Consider the following 26,083-nt stretch of genomic DNA (forward strand, 5'->3'; position numbering starts at 1 on the left):
GCCGGGGTACCGCAAGCTGATGGAGTGGGCCGATGCCCCGATCATGCCGACCCCGGGCGCGGTGGGCTCGATCATCAAGCGCGTCGCGGAGATGGAAGGCATCGAGGTGGTCGGCGTCGACATCGGCGGGGCGACCACCGACGTGTTCTCGGTCTTCCAAGGCGTGTTCAACCGCACCGTGTCGGCCAACCTCGGCATGTCGTATTCGATCTCGAATGTGTTCGCCGAGGCTGGGTTGCCGAACGTGATGCGCTGGGTCCCCTTCCACATGGACGAGCGCGATTTGCGCAATCGCGTCAAAAACAAGATGATCCGTCCGACCACCATTCCGCAGACGATGGAGGAGTTGATCTTCGAGCAGGCAATCGCCAAGGAGGCGTTGCGCCTGGCCTTCATCCAGCACAAGTCGTTTGCGACGGTGCTCAAGGGCGTCCAGCAGCAGCGCACGATCGCCGACGCCTTCGAGCAGTCGGCTTCCGGGCAGACGTTGGTCAACATGATGACGCTGGACATGCTGATCGGGTCGGGCGGAGTGCTCTCGCACGCGCCGCGTCGTCAACAGTCGGCGTTGATGTTGATCGACGCCTTCCTGCCGGAGGGGATCACGCGGCTGGCGGTCGACTCGATCTTCATGATGCCGCAACTGGGGGTGCTGGCCGAAGTGCATCCCAGGGCGGCCACCGAAGTGTTCAACAAGGACTGCCTGATTCACCTGGGCACCTGCATCGCGCCGGTCGGCGAGGCCAAGGGCGGCAAGGGGCCGGTGATGGATTACCACATCGAGTTTCCCGATGGCCGTGTCGAGAAGGGCACATTGGAATTCGGCACGATGAAACTGTTCAAACTGGGCATGGACGAGAAGACCAGTCTGCCGGCGGTGGCCAAGGCGGTCTTCGAGCCGCAGCGCGCGTTCGATGTGGGCGCGGGCAAGGGCGTGAAAGTGGAGCGTAAGATTTCCGGCGGCGTGGTCGGGATCATCCTCGACGGCCGCGGACGGCCGTTTGCGGTGCCCACCGATGACGCCACCCGTGTGGCGAAACTGCGCGAGTGGATGCTGGAACTGGACATCTATCCGCGCGCGGCGTTGGAGCGGGCGTAGGGATTGGGCCGATCATCTCAGACGGTTAGGATCACATGGCACACGCATACACCCCGGGATTAAAGGTTACCGACGAGATTCGCGTCGTGAAGGAACGCATCCTCCCCCTCAAGGGCGAGGTGCTGGTCAAGAAAGGCGACAAGGTCGAGCCCGACACGGTCGTGGCGCAGACCCATCTGCCCGGGCCGGTCGAGCCGGTCAACGTCGCCAATTTGCTGGGCGTGCCGCCGGAGGATGTGCCGGAGTGCATGTTGCGCAAGGAAGGCGAGCCGGTCACAGCCGGCGAGGTGATCGCGCGCTCATCGTCGTTTTTCGGCCTGTTCAAGTCGGAAGTGAAATCGAAGATCGACGGCACGGTGGAAAGCGTTTCCAGCGTCACCGGACAAGTGCTTCTGCGCGGCAAGCCGGTCCCGGTCCAGGTAAAGGCCTATCTGAAGGGCGAAGTGATCGACGTCCACCCGGCCGAAGGCGTCACGGTGGCGTGTGTGGGATCGTTTGTGCAGGGCATCTTCGGAATCGGCGGGGAGACCCACGGCCCGATCAAGATTCTCTCGCCCGATCACACCGCCGTTCTCGATGAGAAGGACATCACGCCGGGGTGCAAGGGGCAGGTGCTGGTGGGCGGATCGCTGGTGACGGCCGCGGCGCTGAAGAAGGCGATCGCGGTGGGGGCGGTGGGGATCGTGGTCGGCGGCTTCGACGACCGCGATTTGCGCGACTTCCTCGGCAAGGACCTCGGCGTCGCGATCACCGGCAGCGAGGATCTGGGCATCACGCTGGTGGTGACCGAGGGCTTCGGCCGGATTGCGATGGCCGAGAAAACATTCCAACTGCTCAAGCGCCATGCCGGCCAGATGGCGTGCATTAATGGGGCCACGCAGATCCGCGCCGGCGTGATTCGTCCCGAAGTGGTCATCCCCAAGGCCACCTCTTCGGTCCAGGCAGCCAAGACCGCCGAAATCGCCGGACTGGCCATCGGTTCGCCGGTGCGCGTGATCCGTCAACCCTACTTTGGCCGTCTGGGCATAGTGACCGACCTGCCGGCGCCGCTTCAGGTGCTGGAGTCGGAGTCGCACGCGCGCGTGTTGGAAGTCGAGTTCGAAGACAAGACCCGCGCAGTGGTCCCGCGGGCCAATGTGGAGATGATCGAGGAAGTCTGATCGCGAGAATCGCTTGACACCGGATTGACCAGCCGGTTACATAGTCAGGGTCGTGCTCCGTCGTGGCGGAGCGGAATCCATTGACATCACAACCCCGCGGCCTCACCAGCATAAGCGGCGATTTGTCGGAACGGGTCAACATAGGAAGAAAGCCAACAGGCACCCTCCTCCGGCAGGGACTGTTTGTCCTGTTGATCGTCCTTTTCGTCCACGGCCCGGCCTTTACCCAGTCTCCTCCCAGCGACAGCATGGCGGCGATCGCGCCGACCGTCGCGGAGCCGCCGGCGCCGCACCCGCCCACCGGTGTGCGCGGGTCGGATGCCCCCAACGATAACGGCGAGGCGATCATTGTCAGCTGGAACCTCTCGCCGGATGACGGCGCCGGTCTGGACAATGTGGAGTCGTACCTGATTCTGCGCGGGACATCCCCGGACGGGCCCTTCGACACCGTGGGCGCGGCCGCGGCGGGGCAGACCTCCTTCACCGACGCCACGGTTCACTCCGGCACCATTTATCACTACATCGTCTCGGCGGTGGCGCTGGCGCCGGTGCCGGGCGGCGAGCCCAAACCGGTGTACATTCAGTCGGAGCCGTCGGCGGCGGTGCAGGGAGTGGCGCAGTGGTTCCATTCGCGCCGTCTCAATGCGCTGATCGCCGTGATCATCCTTTGCTCGGCCATCCTGTACTTCATCAACGCCGCCCGGTCGGGCAAGTCGGTCTACATTCGCAAGATTGGCGGCCTCGAAGCGGTTGACGAGGCGGTCGGGCGCGCCACCGAAATGGGCAAGAAGATCTTCTACATTCCCGGCACCCAGGACATGGACGAGGTCCAGACGCTGGCCGGGATCACCATTCTCGGCCGGGTCGCCAAGGTGGCCGCCGACTACGAGGCCAAGCTGGAAGTGCCGGTGTCGCGGTCGCTGGTCATGGTCACCTGCCGCGAAGTCGTCAAGGAAGCGTTTCTCAACGCCGGCCGTCCGGATGCCTACCGCGAGGAGAGTGTCTACTACCTCACCGACGACCAATTCGGGTATGCGGCCGGCATCGACGGCCTGGTGATGCGCGACAAGCCCGCGACGATGTTCTACATGGGCGCTTTCTACGCCGAATCGCTGATTCTGGCGGAAACCGGCAACTCGATCGGGGCGATCCAGATCGCCGGGACCGCGATGCCGGCGCAGCTGCCTTTCTTTGTCGCCGCCTGCGACTACACGCTCATCGGCGAGGAACTGTTCGCCGCGTCGGCGTACCTCTCGAAGGAACCGAAACTGTTGGGCAGTCTGAAGGGGCAGGATGTCGGCAAGGGGATCATCCTGGTGACGATCCTGGTCGGGATCATCCTGACGTCGATCGGGGCGATCACGCTGAAGACCAGCGACCCCGAGAAACTCGGTCCCTATAACATCGGACAGTATTTCGAGGTCGAGTAGGCCGGGCCATGCGTCGCGAAATCCCCACTTTCATCGCGCTGTTTGTCGGCGTGGTCTGCATCGTGCAGTTCTTCATTCCGCACCGGCCCTTCGGCACGTTGGTCGACACGTTTTCCGACTGGTTTGGCATCCTGCAGGCCTTTGCGATCTGGCTTGGGGCGCTGAATCTGCTGCGGGTGAGCACGCAACGGACGCTGGCCAAGAAGAGCCATGACCGCTGGTACGGCATCGTTGTGATTCTGTCGTTCCTGCTGATTGCGATCATCGGGCTTTTCTTCTCGGGCGGACGCGGGTTCCAGTTGGCGGGGACGCGTTTCGACTATCTGTACGTCAACGTCTACACGCCGCTGTCCTCGACGATGTTCGCGATCCTGGCATTCTTCGTTGCCTCTGCCTCCTACCGCGCCTTCCGCGCGCGCAGTTGGGAGGCGACGTTGCTCTTGCTGGCGGCGTTTTTGGTGATGTTGGGTCGGGTGCCGGTTGGCGACACGCTGACCGGTTTCCTGCCGGAGGGGTATCGTTTGTCGGACGTGGCCAGTTGGATTATGACCTATCCGCAGGTGGCGGGCCAGCGCGCGATCATGATCGGCATCGCGCTCGGCGTGGCCTCGGCCTCGCTACGGCTCATTCTGGGACTGGAGCGCTCGTACCTGGGCGGCGAATAGCCGGACTTCGACATGTCAGCCACCGAGCCCACCATGACGCGCGCGCCCTTCCTGGAGCGGATGATGCGGATCGACCGCCGCGTCATCTTCATCCTCATCGGCGTGGCGCTGATCTTCCCATTGTTTTTCGATATTACGCAGAAATTGCCGGTGTCGCGCGAGGTGCAGATGGCCGCCGATGCGTTGGAGGCGGTCCCCGACGGCGCGTTGGTGCTCTATTCCATGGACTACGATCCGCCGTCGGCGCCGGAGTTGCAGCCGATGGCGGTCACGGCGTTGAAGGTCGGGCTGCGCAAGAAGTGGCGGATGGTGATCATCGGCCTGTGGCCGCAGGGCCCGCAGCAGGCCAATCTGGCGCTGCGTTCCGCGCTGGCCGACGAGGAGTTCAAAGACGTCCGACTGACCGAGGGCGTTGACTATGTCAACCTCGGGTTCCAGTCCGGCAACGAAGCGGTGATCCAGAAGATGGGATCGGATATTCCGTCGACTTTCCCGCGCGATTACCGCGGCATCCCGGTCGGGGAGATCCCGATCATGCGCGGCATCAAGAATCTCGGCAACTTCGATTTTGTCGTGAATGTGTCGTCGGGCTATCCCGGCACGCGTGAATGGGTGCAATTCGGGGTGGACCGCTTCGGGGTGCGGATGATTTCGGCCAGCACCGCGGTGCAGACCACCGAGATGTTTCCGTATGTCGGGCGTCAGTTGGCCGGGCTGGTTGGCGGGATGCGCGGCGCGGCCGAATTCGAGCAGATCACCAGCACCCCGGGCCGCGCGCTGAAGTTCATGGTGGGGCAGTCGGTGGCGCATGTGGTGGTCATCCTCTTCATTGTGATTGGCAACGTCGCCTACTTCGCCACGCGGAAGAGCCGGAGGGACAAGTAGCGCCTATGTGGATGGATCATCCCGGCTGGGTCCTGTTTGGCACGTGGGTCGGCGCGCTGCTCACGCTCGGCATCATGTCGTTCCTGTACAAGGACAACCCGGTCTACAAGTTCTGCGAGGCGCTCTTTGTCGGGATCTCCGCCGGGTACTGGTTTGTCAGCTATTTCTGGTCGAACCTCCTGCCGAAGTTGGGCGACCCGCTTATGCAGGGCGACCTTCTGGTCCTGATCCCCGGGGTGCTGGGCATCATGATGCTCCTGCGCCTGGTGCCCAGCATCGGCTGGATTTCGCGCTGGCCGCTGGCGTTTGTGGTGGGCTTCACCGCCGGGTTGCGCCTGATCACCTACCTGCAATCGAACGCGATGACGCAGCTGCAGAACTCAGTGCAGCCGGTGATCAGTTACAGCGCGACCGGCGCCTTCCAATTCTGGCCCTCGTTCAACATGCTGTTGGTCACCTTGGGGACCTTTGCCGGACTGCTTTACTTCTTCTTCTCCAAGGAGCACAAGGGCGCCTTTGGCACCATCTCCCGGATCGGGACCTGGTTTCTGATGGTGACTTTCGGGGCGGCGTTCGGATATACTGTGATGGGACGCATGTCGCTGCTGATCGGACGGATTGACTTTCTGCTGGCCGACTGGCTGCATCTGATCAATTGAGCCGGCGCGCCGGCCGCCGGGCCAGACCAACGTCATGAATCGCGCTGACCGTCTCTCATCCCTGCTCGTTGCACTGTCTCCGGCGATTCTGATCCTGGCGCTCTTCCCTGCCTTTGCGATCCCCCAGACAACCGCAGATACGGCGGCGGCCTTGGTCGGTCCGCCGCAGAATGTCCGTGTGAGCGACACCAAAGGGGACGAAGGCGGATCGATCACGGTCACTTGGGATTTGTCCCCCGACGATCATGGCGGGGCCGACACCGCGACCGCGATCATCGGCTACGAGATTCTGCGTTCGGAGTCAGCGGCGGGACCGTTCCAATCGGTCGGGTTTGCGCCGAAGGGCGCGACCCGGTTCGCCGACGCCTCGACCCATGACGGCGTGGGCTACTACTATCAGGTCGTTGCCAGCACGGCGCAGGGCGGCGCGGCCGCCGCGCCGGTGGGCCCGGTGATGTCCAGCGCGCAGTGGTTTAACACCAACCGGACCAATGTGCTGGTCATTGGACTTCTGCTGTCCGGCTCCATCATCTACTACATCGCTTCGGCCCGCCGGGGCAAGAAGCTGTTCATCCGCCGGATTGCGGGACTGGAAGCGGTGCAGGAGGCAATCGGCCGTGCCACCGAAATGGGACGTCCGATTCTGTACATCCCCGGCATTCAGGACATGGACGATGTGCAGACGGTGGCCGGGGTGACGATTCTCGGCTATGTCGCGCGCACGATCGCCGAATACGACACCAAGATCGAAGTGCCGACCTCGCGGTCGATTGTGATGTCCACGGCGCGCGAGACGATCAAGTCGGCCTATATCGCGGCGGGACGTCCCGATGCCTACTCCGACGACGCGGTCCATTATGTGACCGACGAGCAGTTCGGGTATGTGGCGGCGGTCGACGGCATCATGGTGCGCGACAAACCCGCCACCTGCTTCTATATGGGCGCGTTCTTCGCCGAGTCGCTGATCATGGCCGAGACGGGCAACTCGATCGGCGCGATCCAGATCGCCGGGACCGCCATGCCGGCGCAATTGCCGTTTTTTGTCGCCGCTTGCGACTACACCCTCATTGGGGAGGAGCTCTTCGCCGCCTCCGCCTATCTCTCCAACGAGCCGAAGCAGTTGGGCTCGCTGAAGGGGCAGGATGTGGGCAAAAGCATCGCCATGCTGGCGATCGCCTCCGGCGTGATCCTGTTGACCCTGCATCAGGTGACACGGGTCGAGTGGTTCCTGAGGGCGGGCAACTGGGTGAAAGACCTGTTTTTGTTGAACTGAGGACCGGGATTCGATGCGTCGTCAAGTTCCGCTGATCATCACTCTCATCGTGGGCGCGGTGCTCATCATTGCCGCGTTCATTCCGCATCATCCCTTCGGCCGGCTAGGCGAGAACTTCTCGCTGTATTTCGACATCATCGCGGTGTTCGCGTTTCTGTTGGGCGGCGGCAACCTGGTCCGCATTCACGGCGCGCGGTTTCTGCGCGGGGTGCGCACCTCGGTGCAGGAAGCGAAGAAGGGCGGCGGGTTCTGGCCGCTTAAGTTCCTGGTCGAGTTTCCCTTCTTCGCCTTCGGCGGCCTGGAAGACAAGCGCGGGCGCGACTGGTTCTTCTCCCTGATCACGCTGGCGGGGTTCTTCGCGATGCTCTACGCCGGCCTGTTCAAGATCGGCAATCCGGACGGGTGGCAGGGGAACGTGACCCAGCCCGGCGGGTTGTTCCAGGAATTCTACCAGTCGATGTTCAATCCGTTGCAGGCGACAATGTACGCGCTGTTGGCGTTCTTTGTCGCCTCGGCCTCATACCGGGCGTTTCGCGCCAAGACGCTGGAAGCGACGATCCTGCTGGCGACGGCGTTTATCATACTGCTGGGACGGACGCCGGCGGGGACCTACGCCACCGACTGGCTGCCCTCGTGGCTGGACTTCTTCCACATTCCCAATCTCGCCAACTGGATCATGGCGGTGCCGAACCTGGCCGGCCAGCGGGCGATCATGATCGGCATTTCGCTGGGGGTCATCGCGATGTCGCTGCGCGTCATCCTCGGCGTCGAACGGACCTATCTCGGAGCGGACGAGAAGTAAGCCATGGCCAACGGCGAGCGTCCCACGTTCCTGGAACGGGTGCAGGCGATTGACCGCCGCATCATCTTTCTGTTCGTCGCGCTGGCGGTCTCGCTGCCGCTTGTGTTCCATGTCATCTTCCCGGAGAAGATCTCGCCGATTGTGTCCTCGATGTTCGACCGCATCGAGAGCCTGCCCGAGGGATCGCGGGTTTTGATCTCGTTTGACTATTCGCCGTCGACGGTGCCGGAAGTCCAGCCGATGGTCGACGCGGTGGTCCGTCATTGCGCCGCGCGCAAGCAGAAGTTGTACCTGATGGCGTTGTGGGCGACCGGGCAGAACATCACCGATGAGACCATCCACCGCGTGATCGAGAAGGAATTTCCCGAATACCGCTACGGCGAGGACTACCTCAATCTCGGCTACAAGTCGGGCAACCAGGGACTGATCAACGTCATCCTCACCGACATGAAGAAGATGTACACCACCGACGTGCACGGGACGGCGATCGACTCGATTCCGATGATGGCGCAGATCCGCAACCTGCGCAATTTCGACATCATCTTCACCTTCGGCGGCGGATTCCCCGGCACCAAGGAGTGGGTGCTCTTTGCCGGCGACCCGGGGAAGATCCCGGTGGCCAGCGGCGTGACCGCGGTCCAGGCGCCGCTTCTGTACCCGTACTATCCAAGCCAGTTGCTGGGTTTGATGGGGGGCATCAAGGGGGCGGCGGAATACGAATACGAACTGATCCGCCGGTATCCGCGGTTTGCGAATGTCGCGCATCCGGGGATCGACATGATGGGGCCGCAGGCGGTCGCCCATCTGGTGATCATGCTGTTTATCGTGATCGGCAACATCGCCTACTTCGCCGGCCGTCGCCGTGAGGCCAAACGACAGGGGACGCCGTAGTGGAACGCCGCCCGATCTGGTATCTGGTCGGCCTGATTGCCGTGATCCTGGCCTTTGCAGTCTCCACCACCCTGCGCGGCTTCTATATCACGCTGGGCTCGTTCCTGACGCTGTCGATCCTCAGTTTCCTCTATAAGGACAACATTTTCTACAAGGCCGCCGAGCATCTGTTCGTCGGCGTGTCGGCCGGGTACTGGATGGTGATGGGATTCTGGTCGGTGTTGATTCCCAACCTGATCGGCAAGCTCCACCCCCCGCTGGTGCGTCCGTTTGTCCCGGCCATCGCCGACCAGCCGCCGTCGTACTGGTATTTCATCCCGGCGGTGCTGGGGCTGATGCTCCTGTGGCGACTGTCGCCGAAGTGGCCGTGGATTTCGCGCTGGGCGCTGGCGTTCATCGTCGGGACCACCGCCGGCCTGAATTTCATCCGCTACATGGCCTCCGACCTGCTTGGCCAGATCAACTCCACGATGGTGCCCCTGGTGGTCATCGAGGGGGGCGCGCTTGACACGCTGACCTCGATGTCGAACATCGTGATCTTCCTCGGGGTCTTCTGCGGGCTGATCTACTTCTTCTTCTCCAAGGAGCACAAGGGCGCCTTCGGGGTCGGTTCACGGATCGGCATCTGGATCCTGATGGTGACCTTCGGCGCCGGGTTCGGCTACACCGTCATGGCGCGCATTTCGCTCCTGGTGGGCCGCTTCCAATTCCTGCTGGGCGACTGGCTGGGGATTCTCAGCTAATAAGCGGATCGATCGCCCCGTCTCCGAGCCGCGAATTTAGAGGCGGCAACGCGGTTAGTCGTTGCATCGGCCGACGGCACGGTTTAAGTTGGCTTTTGTTGGACCCTGCGACCATGCCGCACACGCCCACCCCTCCATACACTTCGCCGGCGCGACTCCTTGCCTTGGGCATGGTGGTTCTGGCCATGCTGTGGGCCACTCTGACGTTGGCGCAGACGCCGGGCGACACAGCCGCGACGGTAGCGGTCGAGACGGCGCCGGCGCCTCAGCCGCCGCTTCCGGCCACCGGCATCCGCGCCTATGACGCGCCCAACGACGGCGGCCACGCCATCACGGTTGAGTGGACGGCCTCGGGCGATGACGGTCAGGGCCGCAACAATGTGGTCATGTATCGGGTCCTGCGAACGCCGGCCCTGCGCGGCCCGATCAGCCCCGATTCGGTGCCGCCGGGCGATCCCTCCTATCGATTGTTTGACAGCCGGGCGTATGGAACCGCGGCCTGGCGCTTCATCGAGAACCAATGGGACACGCTGGCGGATGTCCCGATGGGCAGCACCCGCTACGAAAACCGCGGCGGGAAACAGCGCGCCTCGAACGACTTCCTCCCCGATCACATCGAATTTCGCTACAAGGTCCTGACGATCAACGACGCCGGCGGAATCGCCGAATCCGAAGTGTCGGCGCCGGCATCGGCGTCCGGGCAGTATCTGCACACCGGCAAGCTGCTCCACATCGGCATTCCGGTGGTCATCTTTTTGGCGCTGGTCCTGTATTTCATCAACGCGGCCAAAAGCGGCAGGGAATTGTATATCCGACCGCTGGCGGGCATCAACGCGGTCGATGAGGCCATCGGACGCGCCACCGAGATGAATCGGCCGATCCTGTATGTCCTGGGGCTGGGCGCGGCCGATGAGATCGCCACGATCGCCTCGCTGACGATCCTCTCGCGCGTGACCAAAAAGGTCGCCGAGCACCGGACCGAACTGCTGGTCCCCTGCTATGACGCGGTGGTGATGTCGATCGCGCAGGAGACGGTCAAGCAGGCCTACCTCGACGCGGGCCGTCCCGACGAGTACAAGGACGACATCGTTTATTTCGTGACGCAGGAGCAATTCGCTTACGTGGCGGCGGTCAACGGCACGATGTTGCGGCGGCAGACGGCGACCAACTTCTACCTTGGCGTCTTCTTTGCCGAGTCGCTGATTCTGGCCGAGACCGGTTCGATCGCCGGGTCGATCCAGATTTCCGGGACCGACCGGACCACGCAGATTCCGTTTTTTGTGGTGGCCTGCGACTACACGCTCATCGGCGAGGAACTCTTCGCCGCCTCGGCGTACCTGAGCCGCGAGCCGAAATTGCTGGGCACGTTGAAGGCCCAGGACTACGCCAAGGCGATCTTCCTCGGCGTGTTGATCGCCGGATGCGTCGGCGCCGCCCTGCAATGGCAGTGGATTGCGCGGACGTTTCACCTGAGTTTTTAGACCCGACGAGCGAACCAGACCATGAAGCGCCAACTGCCACTTGCCATCATCTTTCTGTGCGGCGCCTTCACGCTGTTCCAATACTTCATTCCGCACGAGCAATCGGAGTATCTCTACGAGTTTGTCGCGCTCGACTGGCCGCCGATCATCGGCGTGTTCGCGCTGATGCTGGGCATCTTCTCGCTGATTCGGGTGTCGTGGGGGAAGATCCGGCGCAAATCCGAGAACTGGCCGTATGCGATTGTGACGCTGATCGGGCTGGCGGGGATGATCGCGACCGGGCTTCCCGGCATCGGCGACCACAACGCCCCGGCGGTGCGCTGGCAGTTCAATTATATCGTCTATCCGGTGTCGGCGACGATGTTCTCGATTCTGTCGTTTTTCATCGCCTCGGCCGCTTACCGCGCTTTCCGCGCGCGGTCGTTCTTGGCCACCGTGCTCCTGGTCTCGGCGGTGATCGTGATGATCCGATTCTTCCCGCTGGGGCCGCTGACCGACCCGGTGGGCACCACCGCCGACTGGGTGTTGAATGTGCCGAATCTGGCGGCCAAACGCGCGATCGTGATCGGCGTCGGGCTGGGCATTGTCGCCACGGCGCTCAAGATTGTGCTGGGCATCGAACGGTCCTACATGGGCCGGGATTGACGGGGACCGGGCAATGAACTTCTTCGAGAAAATGTTCGCCATCGACCGGCGTTGGGTCTACCTCACGCTGTTTGTGGCGGTCGTTGTCTCGCTGCTTTTGGATTTCTCCATCCCCGTGCCGATTTCGAAGGAAGCGCGTAACATCTACAACTACATCGAGGGTCTCAACGCGGGCGACGCCATCCATCTGGCGCTGGACTATGACCCGTCGGTCTCGGCGGAGCTGGATCCGATGACGCTGTCAGTCCTGAAGCAGTGCTTCACCAAGGACATCAAGGTCATCATCACCGCGCTGCACCAATTCGGGCCGGCGCTGGCCGCCGAGCGCATCGACACGGCGGTGGCGCGTCACGCGGCGCTCACCGGCGAGAAGAAGATCAACGGCGTCGACTTTGTCTACCTCGGCTACAAGCCCTACCCGGTGCTGATCATCCTCGGCATGGGGCAGAATTACCGGATTCCCTTCCCGCGCGACTACTACGGCGTGTCGTTGGATTCGCTGCCGATGATGGCCAACATCCGCAACTACAGCGACGTGAAGGCCGTGATCAACATCTCCGGAACCTCGGCCACCGACTGGTGGATCTCCTACGGCAACGGGCGTTACGGGGTGCCGCTGGCCATCGGCGTGACCGGCGTCATGGCCACCGAGTACTATCCCTACCTGCAGACCGACCAGATCTTCGGGCTGCTGGGCGGGCTGAAGGGCGCGGCGGAGTACGAGATGCTGGTCAACACTCCGGGCCCGGCGGTCGAGGGGATGAAGGTGCAGATCGTGGCGCACGCCATCATCATTCTGTTCATCGTGATTGGGAATGTCGGATTCTTCGCGATGCGTCGCTCGGAGAAGCGGAAGGCATAGGAGCGGAAACCGGGCACCTTATGGATTGGTCAACGACGATTGGAATCTGGGTTGCGGCGTTTCTGACGCTGGCGATCTTCTCATTCTTGTACAAGGACAACCCCTTCTACAAGTTCGCCGAGCACCTGATGGTCGGCGTATCGGCGGGGTACTGGGTTCTGATCCTGTTCTACACCGCGTTCATGCCCAAGGTGGTGCAGAACCTGCAGGCGGGGAACTGGTGGTACCTGATTCCGACGTTGCTGGGCCTGCTGATGTGGACCCGCCTGTTTAAGGGCTGGTCGTGGGTGTCGCGCTACCCGCTGGCGATCTATATCGGCGTGACCTCGGGAGTGGCGATCACGCTGGAGATGAAGGCCAAGGTGATCGAGCAGTTGTATGGCTCGATCGACCTGGTGACGCAGATGAACAGCGCCAACGCCAGCACCGCCCTGACCGTCAACAACCTGATCATCCTGATCGGCGTCATCACCGCGCTCATCTACTTCTTCTTCTCCAAGGAACACAAGGGCGCGACCGGCTTTCTGGCGCAGATCGGCATCGCCACGCTGATGATCGGGTTCGGCGCCTCCTTCGGCTTTACCGTGATGGCGCGCATTTCGCTTCTCATCCAACGCCTGCAATTCCTGATGTTCGATTGGATCAATCTGCCGCGCGGATAGCGGCGGCTACGCACTGTATGGACATGACGTCTCCCCCGCGCCGGGTGGTCCCGGCGGCGTGCCTCGCTGTCTATGCGGCGGTGTGGGTCTGGATGGCGATTGACCCGGTCTATCCCGCCGACTGGCTTTTGGAGAACGTGCTCGCGCTCCTGGCGGTGGGGTTCTTTGTCTTCACTTACAAGCGCTTTCCGCTGTCGAACCTGTCATATATCCCGCTCACGCTGTTTATGATCCTGCATGCGGTCGGGGCGCATTACACGTACGCCGAAACGCCGATCGGCGACTGGCTGGCCCCGATCTTCGGCTGGCAGCGCAACAACTTCGACCGGGTGGTGCACTTCCTGTTCGGCTTGCTCCTGGCCTATCCGATGCGCGAGTTGTATTACCGAATCATCGGCGCGCGGGGAATCTGGGGCATTGTGCTTCCTGTCGACGTCATGATCTCGCTGTCGGGGATCTATGAGCTGGTCGAGTGGGGCGCGACGGTGGTGGTGGCCCCGGAGGCGGGGGTGGCGTTTCTGGGCGCGCAAGGCGATCCCTGGGACGCGCAGAAGGACATGGCGCTGGCGTCGCTGGGCGCCTGTATCACCATGGCGACCACCTTTGCCGTCATCCTGAAGAGCGATCCCAACTTCTGGAGCGAATGTAAGGAGTCGCTGCGGATCAAGCGACGCCAGCCCCTCGGCGAGCGCAAGTTGGCCGAGTACCGGGCGCAGCGCGCCGACAACGACGATTAGCCGAGCAAACTCTTCCTTACAGATTCCGCGTCAGCCAGCGCATGATGTTGCGCGCAAACTGGCGATTGTCGTAGCCGGGCAGATTCATCCCGAAGGGCACACGATTGTGCACCTGCGCGGTGAGCATCGCCGCCTCACCCAGAACGACCATCCGCCCCATGCCGACAGTCATGGCAAGCCCCTGCGCCACTCCCGCCGACGTCGAGTCGAATTGGCCATCGCGGTCCGATGGGATGTATTCGATTGCCGATTCCGGCAGCCGCAGCAGAACGGCGGCATCATCCGGACCCTCCAACGACTGACCGGTGAAAGTCGCGACACGTGAAATCACGGAGTGCGGGCTGTCGCCGGACAGAATCGGATGCGCGCCGAGTCGGCCGTTGGCGCTTGAAAACTCCAGCGGGTCGGACAATTCACCAGGCACTTCCACGAACCCTTTGTACATCGTGACGCCGAACACCTCCGCCAGGTCCGCGGCGGCGGCGCCAAACGGCGCGTGATCAGCGATCAGCAGAATCGAGCCGCCGCCCGCGACCCATTCGTAGATATGGCAGATTTCATCGCGTGTAAATGCGGAGCGTGCGCGGTCTTCTGATGAACCCTCTCCAAAAGGCAGGTTGATTCCGAACAGTTGGGGTTTGGCGGCCCCGGAGGCGTTGACGATCACCAGCACATCGACGCCGTCCAGATTCTCCGGGGTGAACGCGTCGTTCCCCGAGCGCACATCGTAGCCATCGGCGCGCAACAACCGCGCGAATGGGAAGTAGCGTCCCGTCCAGTCCGCGGCGGAGGCGTTGTGATGCGCCGCATCGACGACCACCACCGGATGCGAGTCCTTGTATGTGGGCTCATCGATTGCGGGCGACCAGCCGTAGTCGGCCCGCTGCGACCATAAGAAGGCTGCGATCGCAAAAGACGCAATCGGGGTCAGTATCAGCAGCGCGCCAATCGTCAACGCAAGTCGCTTCAGGGCCCGTCTTGACATGTCCGCCTCCTGAACGCCGATGTGCGGCGTTTCAGTGTATAGAACGCGCCACTACGAAACGGGTGAACAGCGACCGGGTTGAAGCCAGTCTGGTATGGAGCAGTTTCCGGAGAGTCATCAGCAGCGGCTGACATGGCACAGCTGATGTATCGGAGTGGATCGACGTGTCGGCGTGGCTCAGCGGACTTCGCGACGAGAGAAGAAAGCGGCGATCTTTTTTGCGCGCTTCGGGCCGATGCCGTCAACTTTGGTCAGGTCCTGGGCGTTGGCGGCAAACACGCCGCGCAGGGAGCCAAAGCGCTTCAACATGGCGCGGGCAGTGACCGGCCCGATCTCGGGAATCATACGGACAATTTGCTCAGCGGCGCTGCTGACGTCGGAGGCCCCTGCGCCGCTGCCGTTGCCATTGCCATTGCCGTTATCACTCTCATCGTGCTCGGCCGAATCCTGCGCGGGGACAGTAAGAACCGACGGCGCCGCAGGCACCGTATCGAGCGTCACACCCATGCCGTTTTGCAGTTGATTGACCATGGCATAGATGAGATCGGCCGAGTCCTTGGGGTCGCTGGCGAAGAGGACAGGCACACGGTTGTGAACCGCGACAAAGGCGAGCGCGCCGCGGAGAGCGGCGGTGGAGACGGTGCGTTCGCCGTTTTCGACACCCTCCACGATCAGGACGGGTTCGCTGACGGCGCGCTTCAATTCAGTGATGCGGCGAAAGATGGTCTTGTCGGCGATCCACCGGGTGAATTCGGCGCGAGAGAGATGCTGGATGACGCAGGCGCCGCTGACGGCGTAGGTCCCCGCCGGCAGATTGGCGGGCGTGACCTGAACGCCGCGCTCGCTGAGTTGCTGCGCCACCGGCGATGCGGCCGAGAGGGTCTCGGCCATTATGGAGAGCTGTCTCACGACATACCTCGAACTCTGGCGGATGTGCCCGGAAGACCGTTGAGGAACGGCCTACCTTTACAACGCACGGGACCGCCCAGGGGTTTCCGCTCGTCTTGGCTTTTTTGCTCTCTGCCCGAGCGGCGCCGACCATCGACGCGCCGCGCGGGAGAAAAATCGGGTCACTCAAGCGGTTTGCGCAGGCACCCCCCGGAGCCGGCGCGGCATGTACCTACACCAAAGACAGCGTTCAATGCGCGTACCGTCGATCCTCTTCCTCGTGTTGCATGCGCAATATAATGAATGCGGCGCGAAAATCAAGGGGCATTCTGCCGATCCGCGTCACGTCTTGCGTTCCTTTTTCCGGGCGGCCGGGAAGAGCACATTGTTGAGAATCAGCCGGTAGCCGCCCGAGTTCTTGTGCAGCGCCAGCTCGGTCGGCGGGTCATAAATCAGGTGTTGATAGTCTTCCGGATCATGTCCACCCAGAAAGGTAAAGGTTCCCTTGTCGAGGTTGCCGTGCAGGTAGCGGATCTCGTTTTGTCCTTCCGCTTCGCCCAACAGAGTGACATACTTTTTCACCAGACTCTTTCGGAAGGCGGTCGTTTGTCCCATGAATCCACTGACGGCATCCTGGTGGCATTGCACCAGCATCGTCGGCACGGGGTCGAGCTTGGCGGAGAACTCAAACAGGGTGAAGATGTCCCCCTCCGGGCCCAGACGCGAGGCGATCCGGTCGGGGGAGGTGTCGATGTCGGAGTGCGAGTACTCGAAGGCATCAAGCGACACGGTGAAGTCGGTGAACGCCATGCAGCGTGAATAGTCCAGCCGCTGCTGACAGTCGGGATCCGGCGGGTCGCCGTCGAATTGCTCCGGCACGATGTCGGTTTCGGCGGCCGCCAGGGCGATGTCGAGGGTCTCCGGCGCCGAGCACATGGCAAAGAGAAATCCGCCGCGGGAGACATAGTCCTTGATGGCCAGCGCCACCGCCTTCTTGCAGTCGGAGACCCGGCGGAACCCCAGCCGCTGGGCGGTCTCTTCGCATAGCTGGACGTCCTGACGGTACCACAGTTCGTTGCGATAGGAGCCAAAGAACTTGCCATACTGGCCCGTGAAGTCCTCGTGGTGCAGATGCAGCCAGTCGTAGTGGTCCAGATCGCCGCGCAAGACCTCTTCATCCCAGAGCTTGTCGTAGTCGATCTGGGCGTAGTTGAGCACGAGCGTCACCGCATCATCCCAGGGATCGTTGGTAGGCGGGACATAGATGGCGATCCGCGGCGCCTTCTCGAGGATGACCGATTCCATGTTCTCCTGCTCGATGGTGGCGCGGATGTCGGCTTCCTGGCCGGCATCGATCAGTTGGTAGGTCACGCCGCGCACGTCGCAGGTGTCGAGGATTTCACGGTAGACATTGGCCAGAAACGAGCCGCCGCGGTAGTTGAGCAGCCACTCGACCTTGATCCCGCGGGTCAGGCAATGGAAGGCCACACCGTAGGCCTTGAGGTGGTTGGCCTGGCTGTTGTCCATCGGGATCAACAGCATCTGCGCCGACGCCGACGAGGCGGCGCCCAGCCCGGCAAGGAGCAGGAATAAGACTGGCAGGATCCACCGCACGGGGTGGACTGATCGGCGATGGGCCCGTCGCATCCGGTCTACAGCGCGATTGTCACGCGTCAGTGGTCTTATACGCATAGGTTCGGCAAAAGATGGGCTCGGCTGAGAGGAAACTTTCAGTCATTAAAAAGTGACCGTCAACGCCAGCCGCCAGCCATCGTTGGACTGTCGGTCGCCCCAGAAGTCATCCCCGGCGTCCCGTGTCTCTTCCAGGGTGAGCAGGTACCGGTCGGCATAAGCATCAAACATCGAAACGAAGACGGTGATCCCGGTCAGCCAGTAAAAATAGTTGCGGCGGTCGCTGGCGTGAGTGAAATCGGCCAGGTTGTCGGCATCGCGGGCGCGTTGGCGCCAGATCAGGGCCTTAGTGATCCAATAGCTTTCGATGGCAAAGTAGACCGCCGCCTTCTGCTTTTTGCCGTTGGACCACTGCCCCCAGCCGGGAAAGGCGACCGAGCGGAGCAATGCGCCGGTCGGCGAGGCAAAGAATCCCTGACGCTTGAGACGGCGACGGACCGCCGTGACGGTGGCGGTGTCAACGGCCTGATCACCGCCCAGCCGGAACTGCTCGCCGCCCGGATCGACGGGGCGGTGCAGGGTATCAACGACTGGCGGCGGCGAATCGCTGACCGGAGCGATGGCCTCCTGTGCCAGACCTTCCACTGGCAGCATGGCCAGGGTCATCCCAAGGGCACACCCAATGCAAATCCGTCGCGCCGTTGGCATAGGGGCAATCTCCGAGTTAACGGGCCAACTGTCCACGGGATAGTGAGTCTGGCCCCGGCTTAGCATTGTACCCGGTCGGGAGGGCGGCGTATATTGGCCTGATGTCAGGAATTACTCCCAGTCCGGAATTGGTGGACCGCTTGCGCCGGGCGCGATTGGTCACGGTCGTGACCGGCGCCGGAGCATCGGCCGAAAGCGGCATCCCGACGTTTCGCGGTCCCGGAGGCCTGTGGCGGGAGTTTCGAGCCGAGGATCTGGCCACCGCCGAAGCATTCGAGCGCAACCCCAAGCTGGTGTGGGAGTGGTATATGTGGCGGCGCGAGATTGTCGATCGGGCCTCTCCCAATCCTGGCCATTACGCGTTGGCGGCACTGGAGGCGGCCAGCGACGATTTCACCGTGGTGACCCAGAATGTCGATGGTCTGCACGCCCGGGCCGGAACCCAGAACTTAATCGAGATACACGGCAACATCATGCGCAGCCGCTGTCATGCCTGTGGCGCGCCGGCCGGGAACGCCGGCCTCGACGCCGACGGACAATTGCCGATGTGCGGCTGCGGCGGATTGGTGCGTCCGGCGGTGGTCTGGTTTGGGGAACTTCTTCCACCAGGGGCACTACAACGGGCAGGGCAGACGGCGAGACGCGCGGAAATCTTTTTGTCCGTGGGCACCTCATCCGCCGTCTTCCCGGCTGCCGGACTGGCCGATATCGCACAACAGGCAGGAGCGTATCTGGTGGAGATCAATCCGGAAGCCACGGAGCGGTCCGACGGATTCGACGAAGTCCTCCGCGGCCCTTCGGGAGTAATCCTGCCCTTGATCTGCCGGGCGTTGGGCCTGAACATTGCACCCCCGTGCCCGGTTACGCATTGATGACGCCGATGTCCATTGCCGCCAACCGCCGCTTGATTCTGCGCCTGCTCCTGGTCGTCTGGACAGCGGGCAGCACGCTGGGGCTGTCGGGGTGTGTGTACTGGAACACGATGTACAACGCCAAGAAGCTGTTCAAGAACGCGGAGAAGCAGAACAACCCCCAATTCGGCGGCACCAAGATGACCGCCAACCGCCGCCTCTACGAAGACGCGATCGCCAAGGCGGCGAAGGTGGTGCAGAAACATCCGAAGAGCAAGTACCACGACGATGCCCTCTTCCTCATCGGTGTCTCCTACTTCCGCATCGAGAACATTTCCAAGTCCGAAAGCGCCTTCCGCGAACTGCTGGCGGTGCATCCGAAATCGGAATTTGTCGAGGAGTCGCAGCTGTATCTGGCGCGTTGCCGGATGCAGTTGGGCGACGAGCAAGCGGCCTACCGGACCTTCACGGAGCTGGCATCCAACGCCCGCAAGCCGGAGTGGCGCGCCGAGGCCACCTTCCAGCGGGGGATGTACCTGTCGCAGATCAACTCACATGACTCAGCGGTGGCGGCGTTTCAGTTGATTCTGGATCAGTACCCCCGGTCGGCGCGTGCCAACGAGGCGCGCCTGCTGTCGGCGGCCGAACTGCGCCGGCTGAAGCGACCGCAGGACGCGATGGCCCTCTATGAGCCACTGACCCGCGACGAGGAGATCGCAGTGCGATACCCGGCCCTGATCGGCTTTGGCGAGGCGTGCTACGAGGCCGGGTTGGTCGATTCGGGGATCGCGATCTTCTCCGCCATGGCCGAGGATGACGCCTACGCCGACTCGATCGGCACGATTCGTCTGCTGCTCGGGGACGGCCTCGAACGGCAGGGCGATCTGGAGGGGGCATGGCGTCAGTACGAGCAGGTGGCGGCGGCGCTGGAACGCACGCGGTGGTCGGCCGAGGCGTACTTCAACATGGCCGAGATCAAGCAGTACAAGCACAATGATCTGGGGTCCGCCCAGGCCTACTACGACAAGGTCCGCGAAGAGTACGCCTCCGGCGACCTGTCGGCGCTGGCGCTGACACGCTCGGCCAACATCACCAAACTGGCGCAATTCCGTAAGTCGCTCGGACGCGGCGAATTGACCAGCAGCGCATCGCGGGACAGCGCTCAATCCTATGACCCCGAGAATCTACCGCGCCTGGAGCGGCTGTTGAAATCATCGCCGCTGGAGGCGCGTCCCGTCGACTTTGTCCACTCGCGAGAGCGGCAGAAGTTGATCGACGACTCGCTGGCGGCGTTGGCGTTGTCATCGGCCGACGCCGACTCGGTCTCCGCCTATGGCCCGGCGACGCCGGACGAATTCAAGAATCCATTGGACGATCCCAACCGGTTCGGTCCGCCGACGCCGCCGGAGTTTGTCGGGTCGGGTGCCGCAGACACCGCCATGACGGAAACGGCAAGCCGGGGTGACAGCGCCGGGGCGGTCGCGGCGGCGCCTGAAATCTACGGCCCGGTGGTCGATTCGCTGGAGATGCTGCAAAATCTGCGCGCCGAGGAATTGCTGGCCGTGGCGGTCTGGGAGGACATCGTGGCGGGCGACTCGCTTTATGGCCCTCCGTCTCCGGCCAAACTGTATGACTTCGGGGTCGGCGACGTGCTCGGCCCGGCGACACCGACCGACATCCTGATGGGCCGCTTGGCATCGGCGGTCGCAGACAGCAGCGCCATCCGTGACCGGGAATTGCGCGCGGCGTTGTGCGCCGAGCGCGAAAAGGCCTTCGCCGACATTTCGACGGCGGCGGAAACTCAAATGCAGCTGGCCGAGTTGTATCGGTTCGATCTGGGCTACCCCGATTCGGCGCTGGTGGAGTATTCCGGGATCGTGGAACGTTACCCCGGCACACCGTATGGCGCCCAGGCGCTTTTGGCGGCGGCCGATATCTATGAATCCGAGTTCGCCGACACCGCGGCCGCACGGGTGCGGCTGCGGCGCATCCTGGCAGAGTATCCATACACCGACTATGCCGGCGACGCCATCGCACGGCTGGGTTTGAAGGGAACCGACGCCGACACCGCGCATCCGGCCAAGGCCTACAGCGCCGCCGAAGACTTGTATCTGGTCGAGAACCGTCCGGGGGAGGCCATCGACGCGTTCCGGGAGTTCGTCAAGAAATACCCATACTCCCGGCTGGTGCCGCGCGCCGAGTATGCGATCGCGGTCCTGACCGACCGGTACTTCCCGCGTGAAGACTCCTCCGTCATCTGGGCGTATCAGGAGATCGCCTCGACTTACGCGCAGACGGAATTGGCGGTCGCGGCCACGCAGCGGTTGACGCCGACGGTCCCGCGCCCGCGTCCCCGGTCGGCGCCCGCGCCGAAGCGTGATGAAGCGACCGTACAGAGTGGGGGCACCGCCTCAGCCGCCGACAGTGGCGCAGCGAAGGCCACCGAATTGCCACGGGCGCCCCGTCCCAAATTCGCCGGGCAGGTGGAGTTCCCCTCCGCCGATGTCGGCGTCATCACCCGTGAAGTGGTCGTGGTTTATCGCATCGTGATTGACTATTCGGGGCGGATTTCCGAGTATGAACTGATCCAGAAGTCGCCGTCGGAGGATCTGAACGAGGCGACACGGCGAGCGATCATGCAGACCACATTCGACCCCGATTCGATCCCGGTGGAGTCGTTGAACATTCCGTACCGCTACGAGATGCGTATCACACCCCCGGCGCCCGATCCCAACGAGCTCGACTGGTACAACCGCACCGGAGGACAGCCGCAGATACCCGGCCAACCGTGAAGCACCGACTGACCTCGACGCTTGTCTGGACCCGACGTGTCGGGCCCAACATTTTTCAGCAGCGCTTCCATCAACCAACGATTGCCCGCGCGGCCAAGGCGGGGCAATTTGTCCATATTCTGCCCGCCGATGACCTCCTGTTCCGGCGCGCCTTTTCGATCTACGCCGCCGATCCGAAGGCGGGCACCTACGATGTCCTGCATCAGGTGCTCGGCGTCGGGACACGCTCGCTGGCCAACGATCCGGTGGGGTCCGAACTGGACACGCTGGGGCCGTTGGGGAATCGCTTCACGCCACCGCCACCGGGACACACGGCGGTCCTCGTGGGCGGCGGACTGGGTATGGCGCCCCTGCGCCTGTGGGCGTTGGAGCAACTGCGGCAATCATCACGGCGAAGATCCGCGCCCCTCCCGGTGATGATTCTGGGCGTGCGCACCAAAGCACAGGCGGTTGCGCCCTATCAATTGGCGCAACATGGCTTGCGACCAGTCTGGGCCAGCGACGACGGAAGCAAGGGATTTCACGGCACGGCGGTCGCGCTGTTCGATCACCTCGTGCAGAGCGGAAAACTGAACGGATCCCGTATCGCGGTATACGGCTGCGGACCGGAGCCGATGATGAGCGCGTTGGCGAAGGTGTGTGCCGCACACGGGACCTTCTGCGAAGTCTCGCTCGAACGTTCGATGCCGTGCGGGTACGGCGTGTGTATGGGATGTGTGGTGCAGGGTCGGGATCGGTCCGGATACGAGACGTTTCTTCGGGTCTGCCGGGATGGGCCGGTCTTCGACGCCTCGACGATTGTCTTCTGATGAAACCGAAAGCGACCAAGGCGCCCGCGGTTGATCTGTCTGTCGAGATCGCCGGGTTGCGTTTTGCCACGCCGATCTGGACCGCCTCCGGCACCGCCGGCGTGGGCGAAGAGGTGGCGGAGTGGTGCGACACGGCGCGTCTGGGAGCGATGGTGACCAAGTCGGTGTCGCTGGAGCCGCGGTCGGGACATCCCTATCCCCGCACCTGCGAGACGGCCGGCGGGATGCTTAATGCGATTGGCCTGCAGAACAAAGGCGTCGAGGATTTCATCCGCGACGAACTGCCGCGGCTGCGCGCGATGGCGACGCGCGTGGTGGTCAACATCGTCGGGCACACGCAGGAGGATTACGTCGGCATGGCGCGTCGCCTGGCGCGGGAGCGCGGGATCGACATGCTTGAGCTCAATCTCTCCTGCCCGAATGTCGCGCGGGGCATCGACAACGGCTCCGATCCGGCCTGGGTCGAGGAGTGCGTGGGCAAAGTGCGCGCCGCCACTCGCGCGCCGCTGGTGGTGAAACTGACGCCGAATACCAACGACATCGCATCGCTGGCGCGCGCGGCCGAGCGGGGCGGGGCCGACGCCATCTCGGCCATCAACACGCTGGTCGGCATGTCGGTCAACTACCACACATTCAAGCCGCGGTTGTCGAATGTCACCGGGGGACTTTCCGGCCCGGCGATCAAGCCCGTGGCGCTGGCCTGTGTCCACAAGATCGTGCGCGCGGTGAAGATTCCGGTCATCGGCATCGGCGGGATTGCCTCGGGCACCGACGCCGCCGAATTCCTGATTGTCGGCGCGCGCGCGGTGCAGGTGGGCACCGCCAATTTCCGCATGCCCGATGCGCCGATCCGCGTGGCCGACGAGCTGGCCGCCTATCTGGCCGCCAAGGGCATCGGGCGGGCGACCGACCTGATCGGCCGCCTGTCGCTTTGACCCGCTTCGGCTCTGTCTGCTGCTGAAACCTTTCGCAGGCCCCCCCGTAGTAGTCTGGATGTCAGCCCGCGGCGCCACGGCGGCCGTGGTTACACCGGACAAATGCACTCGGGGAGTCACCCATGGTCAAGAAGATCGGATTGGGCGTAATCGGAATCGTTGTCGTCGCCGGCCTCCTCTTCATCATTCAGAACCGCTCCGGACACACCGACGCATCCTTCAAACTGGTCAAAGTGGATCGCGGCACGATCATCGACAAGGCGCTGGCCATCGGGCGCATCGAGCCGGACAACGAGATCGCGATCAAATCAAAGATCTCCGGCTTGGTCAAAAAGCTGCACGTCGAGATCGGCGACTCGGTCGATGTCGGTGACCCGTTGATCGAGGTGGCGCCCGACCCGACGCCGCTGGAGTATGCCGAGGCCAAGCGCAATGTCGAGCTGGCCGCGGTCGAATACGACAACGCGCTGCGTGAGTACAACCGCGCGCAGGAGATGCTGGCGCAGAAGCACATCTCCGATCAGGAATATGAAAGGGCGCGTCAACGCCGCGACGAGGCCGATTTGCGCCGCAAGCTGGCCGAGGAGCGGCTCTCCCTCATCGAATCGGGCAAGGTCCAGATCGCCGGCAAGGCGGTCGAATCGACGATCCGTTCGCCCGTCGCCGGCACGGTGCTCGCCCGTCATGTCAACCAGGGCGATCCGGTGGTGCCGTTGACCTCGTTCCAGGAGGGCACCGAACTGCTGACCCTGGCTTCAATGGAACGTCTGCTGTTCAAGGGCACGGTCGATGAGATCGACGTCGGCAAGCTGTCGATCGGCATGCCGGTGGAGATTAAGATCGGGGCGTTGCCGGAATCAAAGGTCAAAGGCGAGCTCTACAAGATTTCCCCCAAGGCGCGCAAGGAAGACAACGCCGTCATCTTCGATGTCGAAATCCAGTTGACCGAGGTGGGCGATGGGACGCAACTGCGCGCCGGCTACTCGGCCAACGCCGAGATTGTGATCAATCGCAAGGACTCGGTGCTGGTGCTGCCGGAGCGTCTGGTGACCTTTCGCGCCGATTCCGCCTATGTGGAAGTCCCCAGCACCGAGAAGCCCAACGAGGCCAGGGAGATTCCGATCAAGACCGGATTGTCCGACGGCCTGCAGGTGGAGATTCTGGCGGGGCTGGAACAGGGCGCGGAAGTGATCGAGCGTCCACCCAAACAGATTCAATAGCGCGCGACACCGACCGGCGGCAGAAGACATCATGGCCATCCGCGTATTCCTGACTGCGCTTTTGCGCGACATCCGTTCGCAGAAGATGCGCACCGCGCTCACGGTGTTCGGCATCCTCTGGGGGACGGCGTCGGTGGTGCTGTTGCTGGCCTTCGGCCAGGGCATTCACGCGCGCCAGCAGCAGGCGGTGCGCGGCATGGGCGAATACATCGTGATCATGTGGCCGGGGCGCACCTCAAGGGTGTATCAGGGCCTGCCCAAGAACCGCATCATCCGGCTCCGCGAGGAGGATGCCGCGCTGCTGAAGGCCAACGTGCCGAATATCGGCGAAGTCTCCCCGGAGTTCGGCCGCGGCGATATCAAGGTCCGGGTCGGGAAGATCGAGAAGCTGGTGCGCGTGGTCGGGTGCTGGCCCGAGTACGGCGCGATGCGCAACATCATCCCGCAGGCCGGATCCCGCTGGATCAACGACCAGGACTTGCACAACAAGCGACGCGTCATCTTCATCGGACCCGAGCTCAAACGCGACCTCTTCGGGGAGGATGAGGCGGTCGGGCGGATCATCCTGGTCAATGGGACGCCCTTCACCGTCATCGGCGTCATGATCGAGAAGCAGCAGGACTCGTCGTACCAGGGACGCGATGTCCGGATGGCCTTCATCCCCACCACGACGTTCCGGGCGATGTACGGCGTGGAATACGTCAACGACATTGTCTTCCGCGCCGATGATCCGCGCAACACCGAGAAGGTCATCGCCGGCGTGTACCGCGTGCTGGGGTCAAAATACAAATTCGATCCCGAGGACCGCGAGGCGCTGGCGATGTGGGACACCACGGAGAACGAGAAGTTCTTCTCGGCCTTCTTCATCGCCTTCCGCACGTTCCTCGGCGTGATTGGCGCCTTCACGCTGATCGTGGGCGGCATTTCGATTTCGAACATCATGAACGTGGTGGTGGAAGAGCGCGTTAAGGAGATCGGCATCAAGATGGCGCTCGGCGCCAAGCCGCGCTTCATCATGGGCCAGTTCGTGTTTGAGACCCTCTTCCTCACCGGGATCGGCGGGCTTCTCGGATTCGCGTTGGCGTCCGGCGTCGTTGCGCTGGTGCCCAGTTTCCACGTGGAGGACTACATCGGCACCCCGACGATTTCCTTGTCAGTGGGTCTGGTGACGATTCTGGTGCTGGGCTTCATCGGGCTGGTCGCGGGATTTTTCCCGGCGCGACGGGCGGCGCAATGCAATCCCATTGAGGCGCTGCGGTTGTAGGCGGG

Annotated in this window: 25 protein-coding genes; 21 read left to right on the plus strand and 4 right to left on the minus strand. The window is 63.0% G+C overall.

Going from position 1 to position 26,083, the window contains the following annotated elements; translation table 11 throughout:
* The 15 genes from VNN55_10135 to VNN55_10205 form a co-directional block, all read left to right on the plus strand.
* On the plus strand, positions 1–1,099 hold a 1,099-nt coding region (locus tag VNN55_10135), incomplete at its 5' end, for a glutamate mutase L (protein ID HWO57910.1).
* Between the two features lie 35 nt (positions 1,100–1,134).
* The gene (locus VNN55_10140; GenBank protein ID HWO57911.1) at positions 1,135–2,259 is read left to right on the plus strand and encodes a hypothetical protein; all 1,125 of its coding nucleotides are present in this window, start codon (positions 1,135–1,137) and stop codon (positions 2,257–2,259) included.
* A gap of 191 nt (positions 2,260–2,450) precedes the next feature.
* A complete protein-coding gene (locus VNN55_10145) occupies positions 2,451–3,689 on the plus strand; it encodes a DUF6754 domain-containing protein (protein ID HWO57912.1) in 1,239 nt (412 codons plus the stop codon).
* 8 nt (positions 3,690–3,697) lie between these two features.
* Positions 3,698–4,354: a hypothetical protein gene (locus tag VNN55_10150; protein HWO57913.1), complete on the plus strand. Its 657-nt coding sequence runs from the start codon at positions 3,698–3,700 to the stop codon at positions 4,352–4,354.
* A 12-nt stretch (positions 4,355–4,366) separates the two neighbouring features.
* On the plus strand, positions 4,367–5,239 hold the full coding sequence (locus VNN55_10155) for a hypothetical protein (protein HWO57914.1): 873 nt from the start codon (positions 4,367–4,369) through the stop codon (positions 5,237–5,239).
* Between the two features lie 5 nt (positions 5,240–5,244).
* On the plus strand, positions 5,245–5,898 hold the full coding sequence (locus tag VNN55_10160) for a hypothetical protein (protein HWO57915.1): 654 nt from the start codon (positions 5,245–5,247) through the stop codon (positions 5,896–5,898).
* Between the two features lie 34 nt (positions 5,899–5,932).
* Positions 5,933–7,171 carry a fibronectin type III domain-containing protein gene (locus tag VNN55_10165; protein ID HWO57916.1) on the plus strand — a complete coding sequence of 413 codons (1,239 nt, stop codon included), beginning with the start codon at positions 5,933–5,935 and terminating at the stop codon, positions 7,169–7,171.
* Between the two features lie 13 nt (positions 7,172–7,184).
* A complete protein-coding gene (locus VNN55_10170; protein HWO57917.1) occupies positions 7,185–7,973 on the plus strand; it encodes a hypothetical protein in 789 nt (262 codons plus the stop codon).
* Positions 7,974–7,976: 3 nt separating this feature from the next.
* Complete coding sequence (locus tag VNN55_10175; protein ID HWO57918.1) at positions 7,977–8,864, plus strand: hypothetical protein; 888 nt, start codon at positions 7,977–7,979, stop codon at positions 8,862–8,864.
* Positions 8,864–9,607, plus strand: a complete 744-nt coding sequence (locus VNN55_10180) for a hypothetical protein (GenBank protein HWO57919.1) — start codon at positions 8,864–8,866, stop codon at positions 9,605–9,607. Before VNN55_10175 ends, VNN55_10180 begins: the two co-directional genes overlap by 1 nt.
* Before the next feature lie 113 nt (positions 9,608–9,720).
* The gene (locus VNN55_10185) at positions 9,721–11,088 is read left to right on the plus strand and encodes a DUF6754 domain-containing protein (protein ID HWO57920.1); all 1,368 of its coding nucleotides are present in this window, start codon (positions 9,721–9,723) and stop codon (positions 11,086–11,088) included.
* 21 nt (positions 11,089–11,109) lie between these two features.
* Positions 11,110–11,733 carry a hypothetical protein gene (locus VNN55_10190; GenBank protein HWO57921.1) on the plus strand — a complete coding sequence of 208 codons (624 nt, stop codon included), beginning with the start codon at positions 11,110–11,112 and terminating at the stop codon, positions 11,731–11,733.
* A 13-nt stretch (positions 11,734–11,746) separates the two neighbouring features.
* The gene (locus tag VNN55_10195; GenBank protein HWO57922.1) at positions 11,747–12,595 is read left to right on the plus strand and encodes a hypothetical protein; all 849 of its coding nucleotides are present in this window, start codon (positions 11,747–11,749) and stop codon (positions 12,593–12,595) included.
* Positions 12,596–12,615: 20 nt separating this feature from the next.
* Positions 12,616–13,257, plus strand: coding sequence for a hypothetical protein (locus tag VNN55_10200; GenBank protein HWO57923.1), 642 nt, complete (start codon positions 12,616–12,618; stop codon positions 13,255–13,257).
* Positions 13,258–13,274: 17 nt separating this feature from the next.
* On the plus strand, positions 13,275–13,994 hold the full coding sequence (locus VNN55_10205) for a DUF2238 domain-containing protein (GenBank protein ID HWO57924.1): 720 nt from the start codon (positions 13,275–13,277) through the stop codon (positions 13,992–13,994).
* A gap of 16 nt (positions 13,995–14,010) precedes the next feature.
* On the opposite strand, the gene VNN55_10210 is transcribed toward VNN55_10205, so the two are convergent.
* The 4 genes from VNN55_10210 to VNN55_10225 form a co-directional block, all read right to left on the minus strand.
* Positions 14,011–14,979 carry a DUF4350 domain-containing protein gene (locus VNN55_10210; GenBank protein ID HWO57925.1) on the minus strand — a complete coding sequence of 323 codons (969 nt, stop codon included), beginning with the start codon at positions 14,977–14,979 and terminating at the stop codon, positions 14,011–14,013.
* 177 nt (positions 14,980–15,156) lie between these two features.
* On the minus strand, positions 15,157–15,870 hold the full coding sequence (locus VNN55_10215; protein ID HWO57926.1) for an ERCC4 domain-containing protein: 714 nt from the start codon (positions 15,868–15,870) through the stop codon (positions 15,157–15,159).
* A 339-nt stretch (positions 15,871–16,209) separates the two neighbouring features.
* Positions 16,210–17,394 (minus strand): asparagine synthetase B, encoded by a 1,185-nt coding sequence (locus VNN55_10220; GenBank protein HWO57927.1) that lies wholly within the window; start codon positions 17,392–17,394, stop codon positions 16,210–16,212.
* Positions 17,395–17,604: 210 nt separating this feature from the next.
* A complete protein-coding gene (locus tag VNN55_10225; protein HWO57928.1) occupies positions 17,605–18,153 on the minus strand; it encodes a hypothetical protein in 549 nt (182 codons plus the stop codon).
* A gap of 155 nt (positions 18,154–18,308) precedes the next feature.
* On the opposite strand from VNN55_10225, the gene VNN55_10230 reads away from it, so the two are divergent.
* From VNN55_10230 to VNN55_10255, 6 genes are all read left to right on the plus strand, one after another.
* On the plus strand, positions 18,309–19,079 hold the full coding sequence (locus VNN55_10230) for an NAD-dependent deacylase (protein HWO57929.1): 771 nt from the start codon (positions 18,309–18,311) through the stop codon (positions 19,077–19,079).
* A gap of 8 nt (positions 19,080–19,087) precedes the next feature.
* Complete coding sequence (locus VNN55_10235) at positions 19,088–21,850, plus strand: tetratricopeptide repeat protein (protein HWO57930.1); 2,763 nt, start codon at positions 19,088–19,090, stop codon at positions 21,848–21,850.
* Positions 21,847–22,659: a dihydroorotate dehydrogenase electron transfer subunit gene (locus VNN55_10240; GenBank protein HWO57931.1), complete on the plus strand. Its 813-nt coding sequence runs from the start codon at positions 21,847–21,849 to the stop codon at positions 22,657–22,659. The genes VNN55_10235 and VNN55_10240 overlap by 4 nt, the downstream gene beginning before the upstream one ends.
* Positions 22,659–23,594, plus strand: a complete 936-nt coding sequence (locus tag VNN55_10245; protein ID HWO57932.1) for a dihydroorotate dehydrogenase — start codon at positions 22,659–22,661, stop codon at positions 23,592–23,594. Before VNN55_10240 ends, VNN55_10245 begins: the two co-directional genes overlap by 1 nt.
* Positions 23,595–23,716: 122 nt before the next feature.
* Complete coding sequence (locus VNN55_10250) at positions 23,717–24,814, plus strand: efflux RND transporter periplasmic adaptor subunit (GenBank protein HWO57933.1); 1,098 nt, start codon at positions 23,717–23,719, stop codon at positions 24,812–24,814.
* Between the two features lie 31 nt (positions 24,815–24,845).
* Positions 24,846–26,078 (plus strand): ABC transporter permease, encoded by a 1,233-nt coding sequence (locus tag VNN55_10255; GenBank protein ID HWO57934.1) that lies wholly within the window; start codon positions 24,846–24,848, stop codon positions 26,076–26,078.
* Positions 26,079–26,083: the final 5 nt, after the last annotated feature.

The organism is bacterium, assembly GCA_035559435.1.
Lineage (GTDB): Bacteria > Zixibacteria > MSB-5A5 > WJJR01 > WJJR01 > JACQFV01.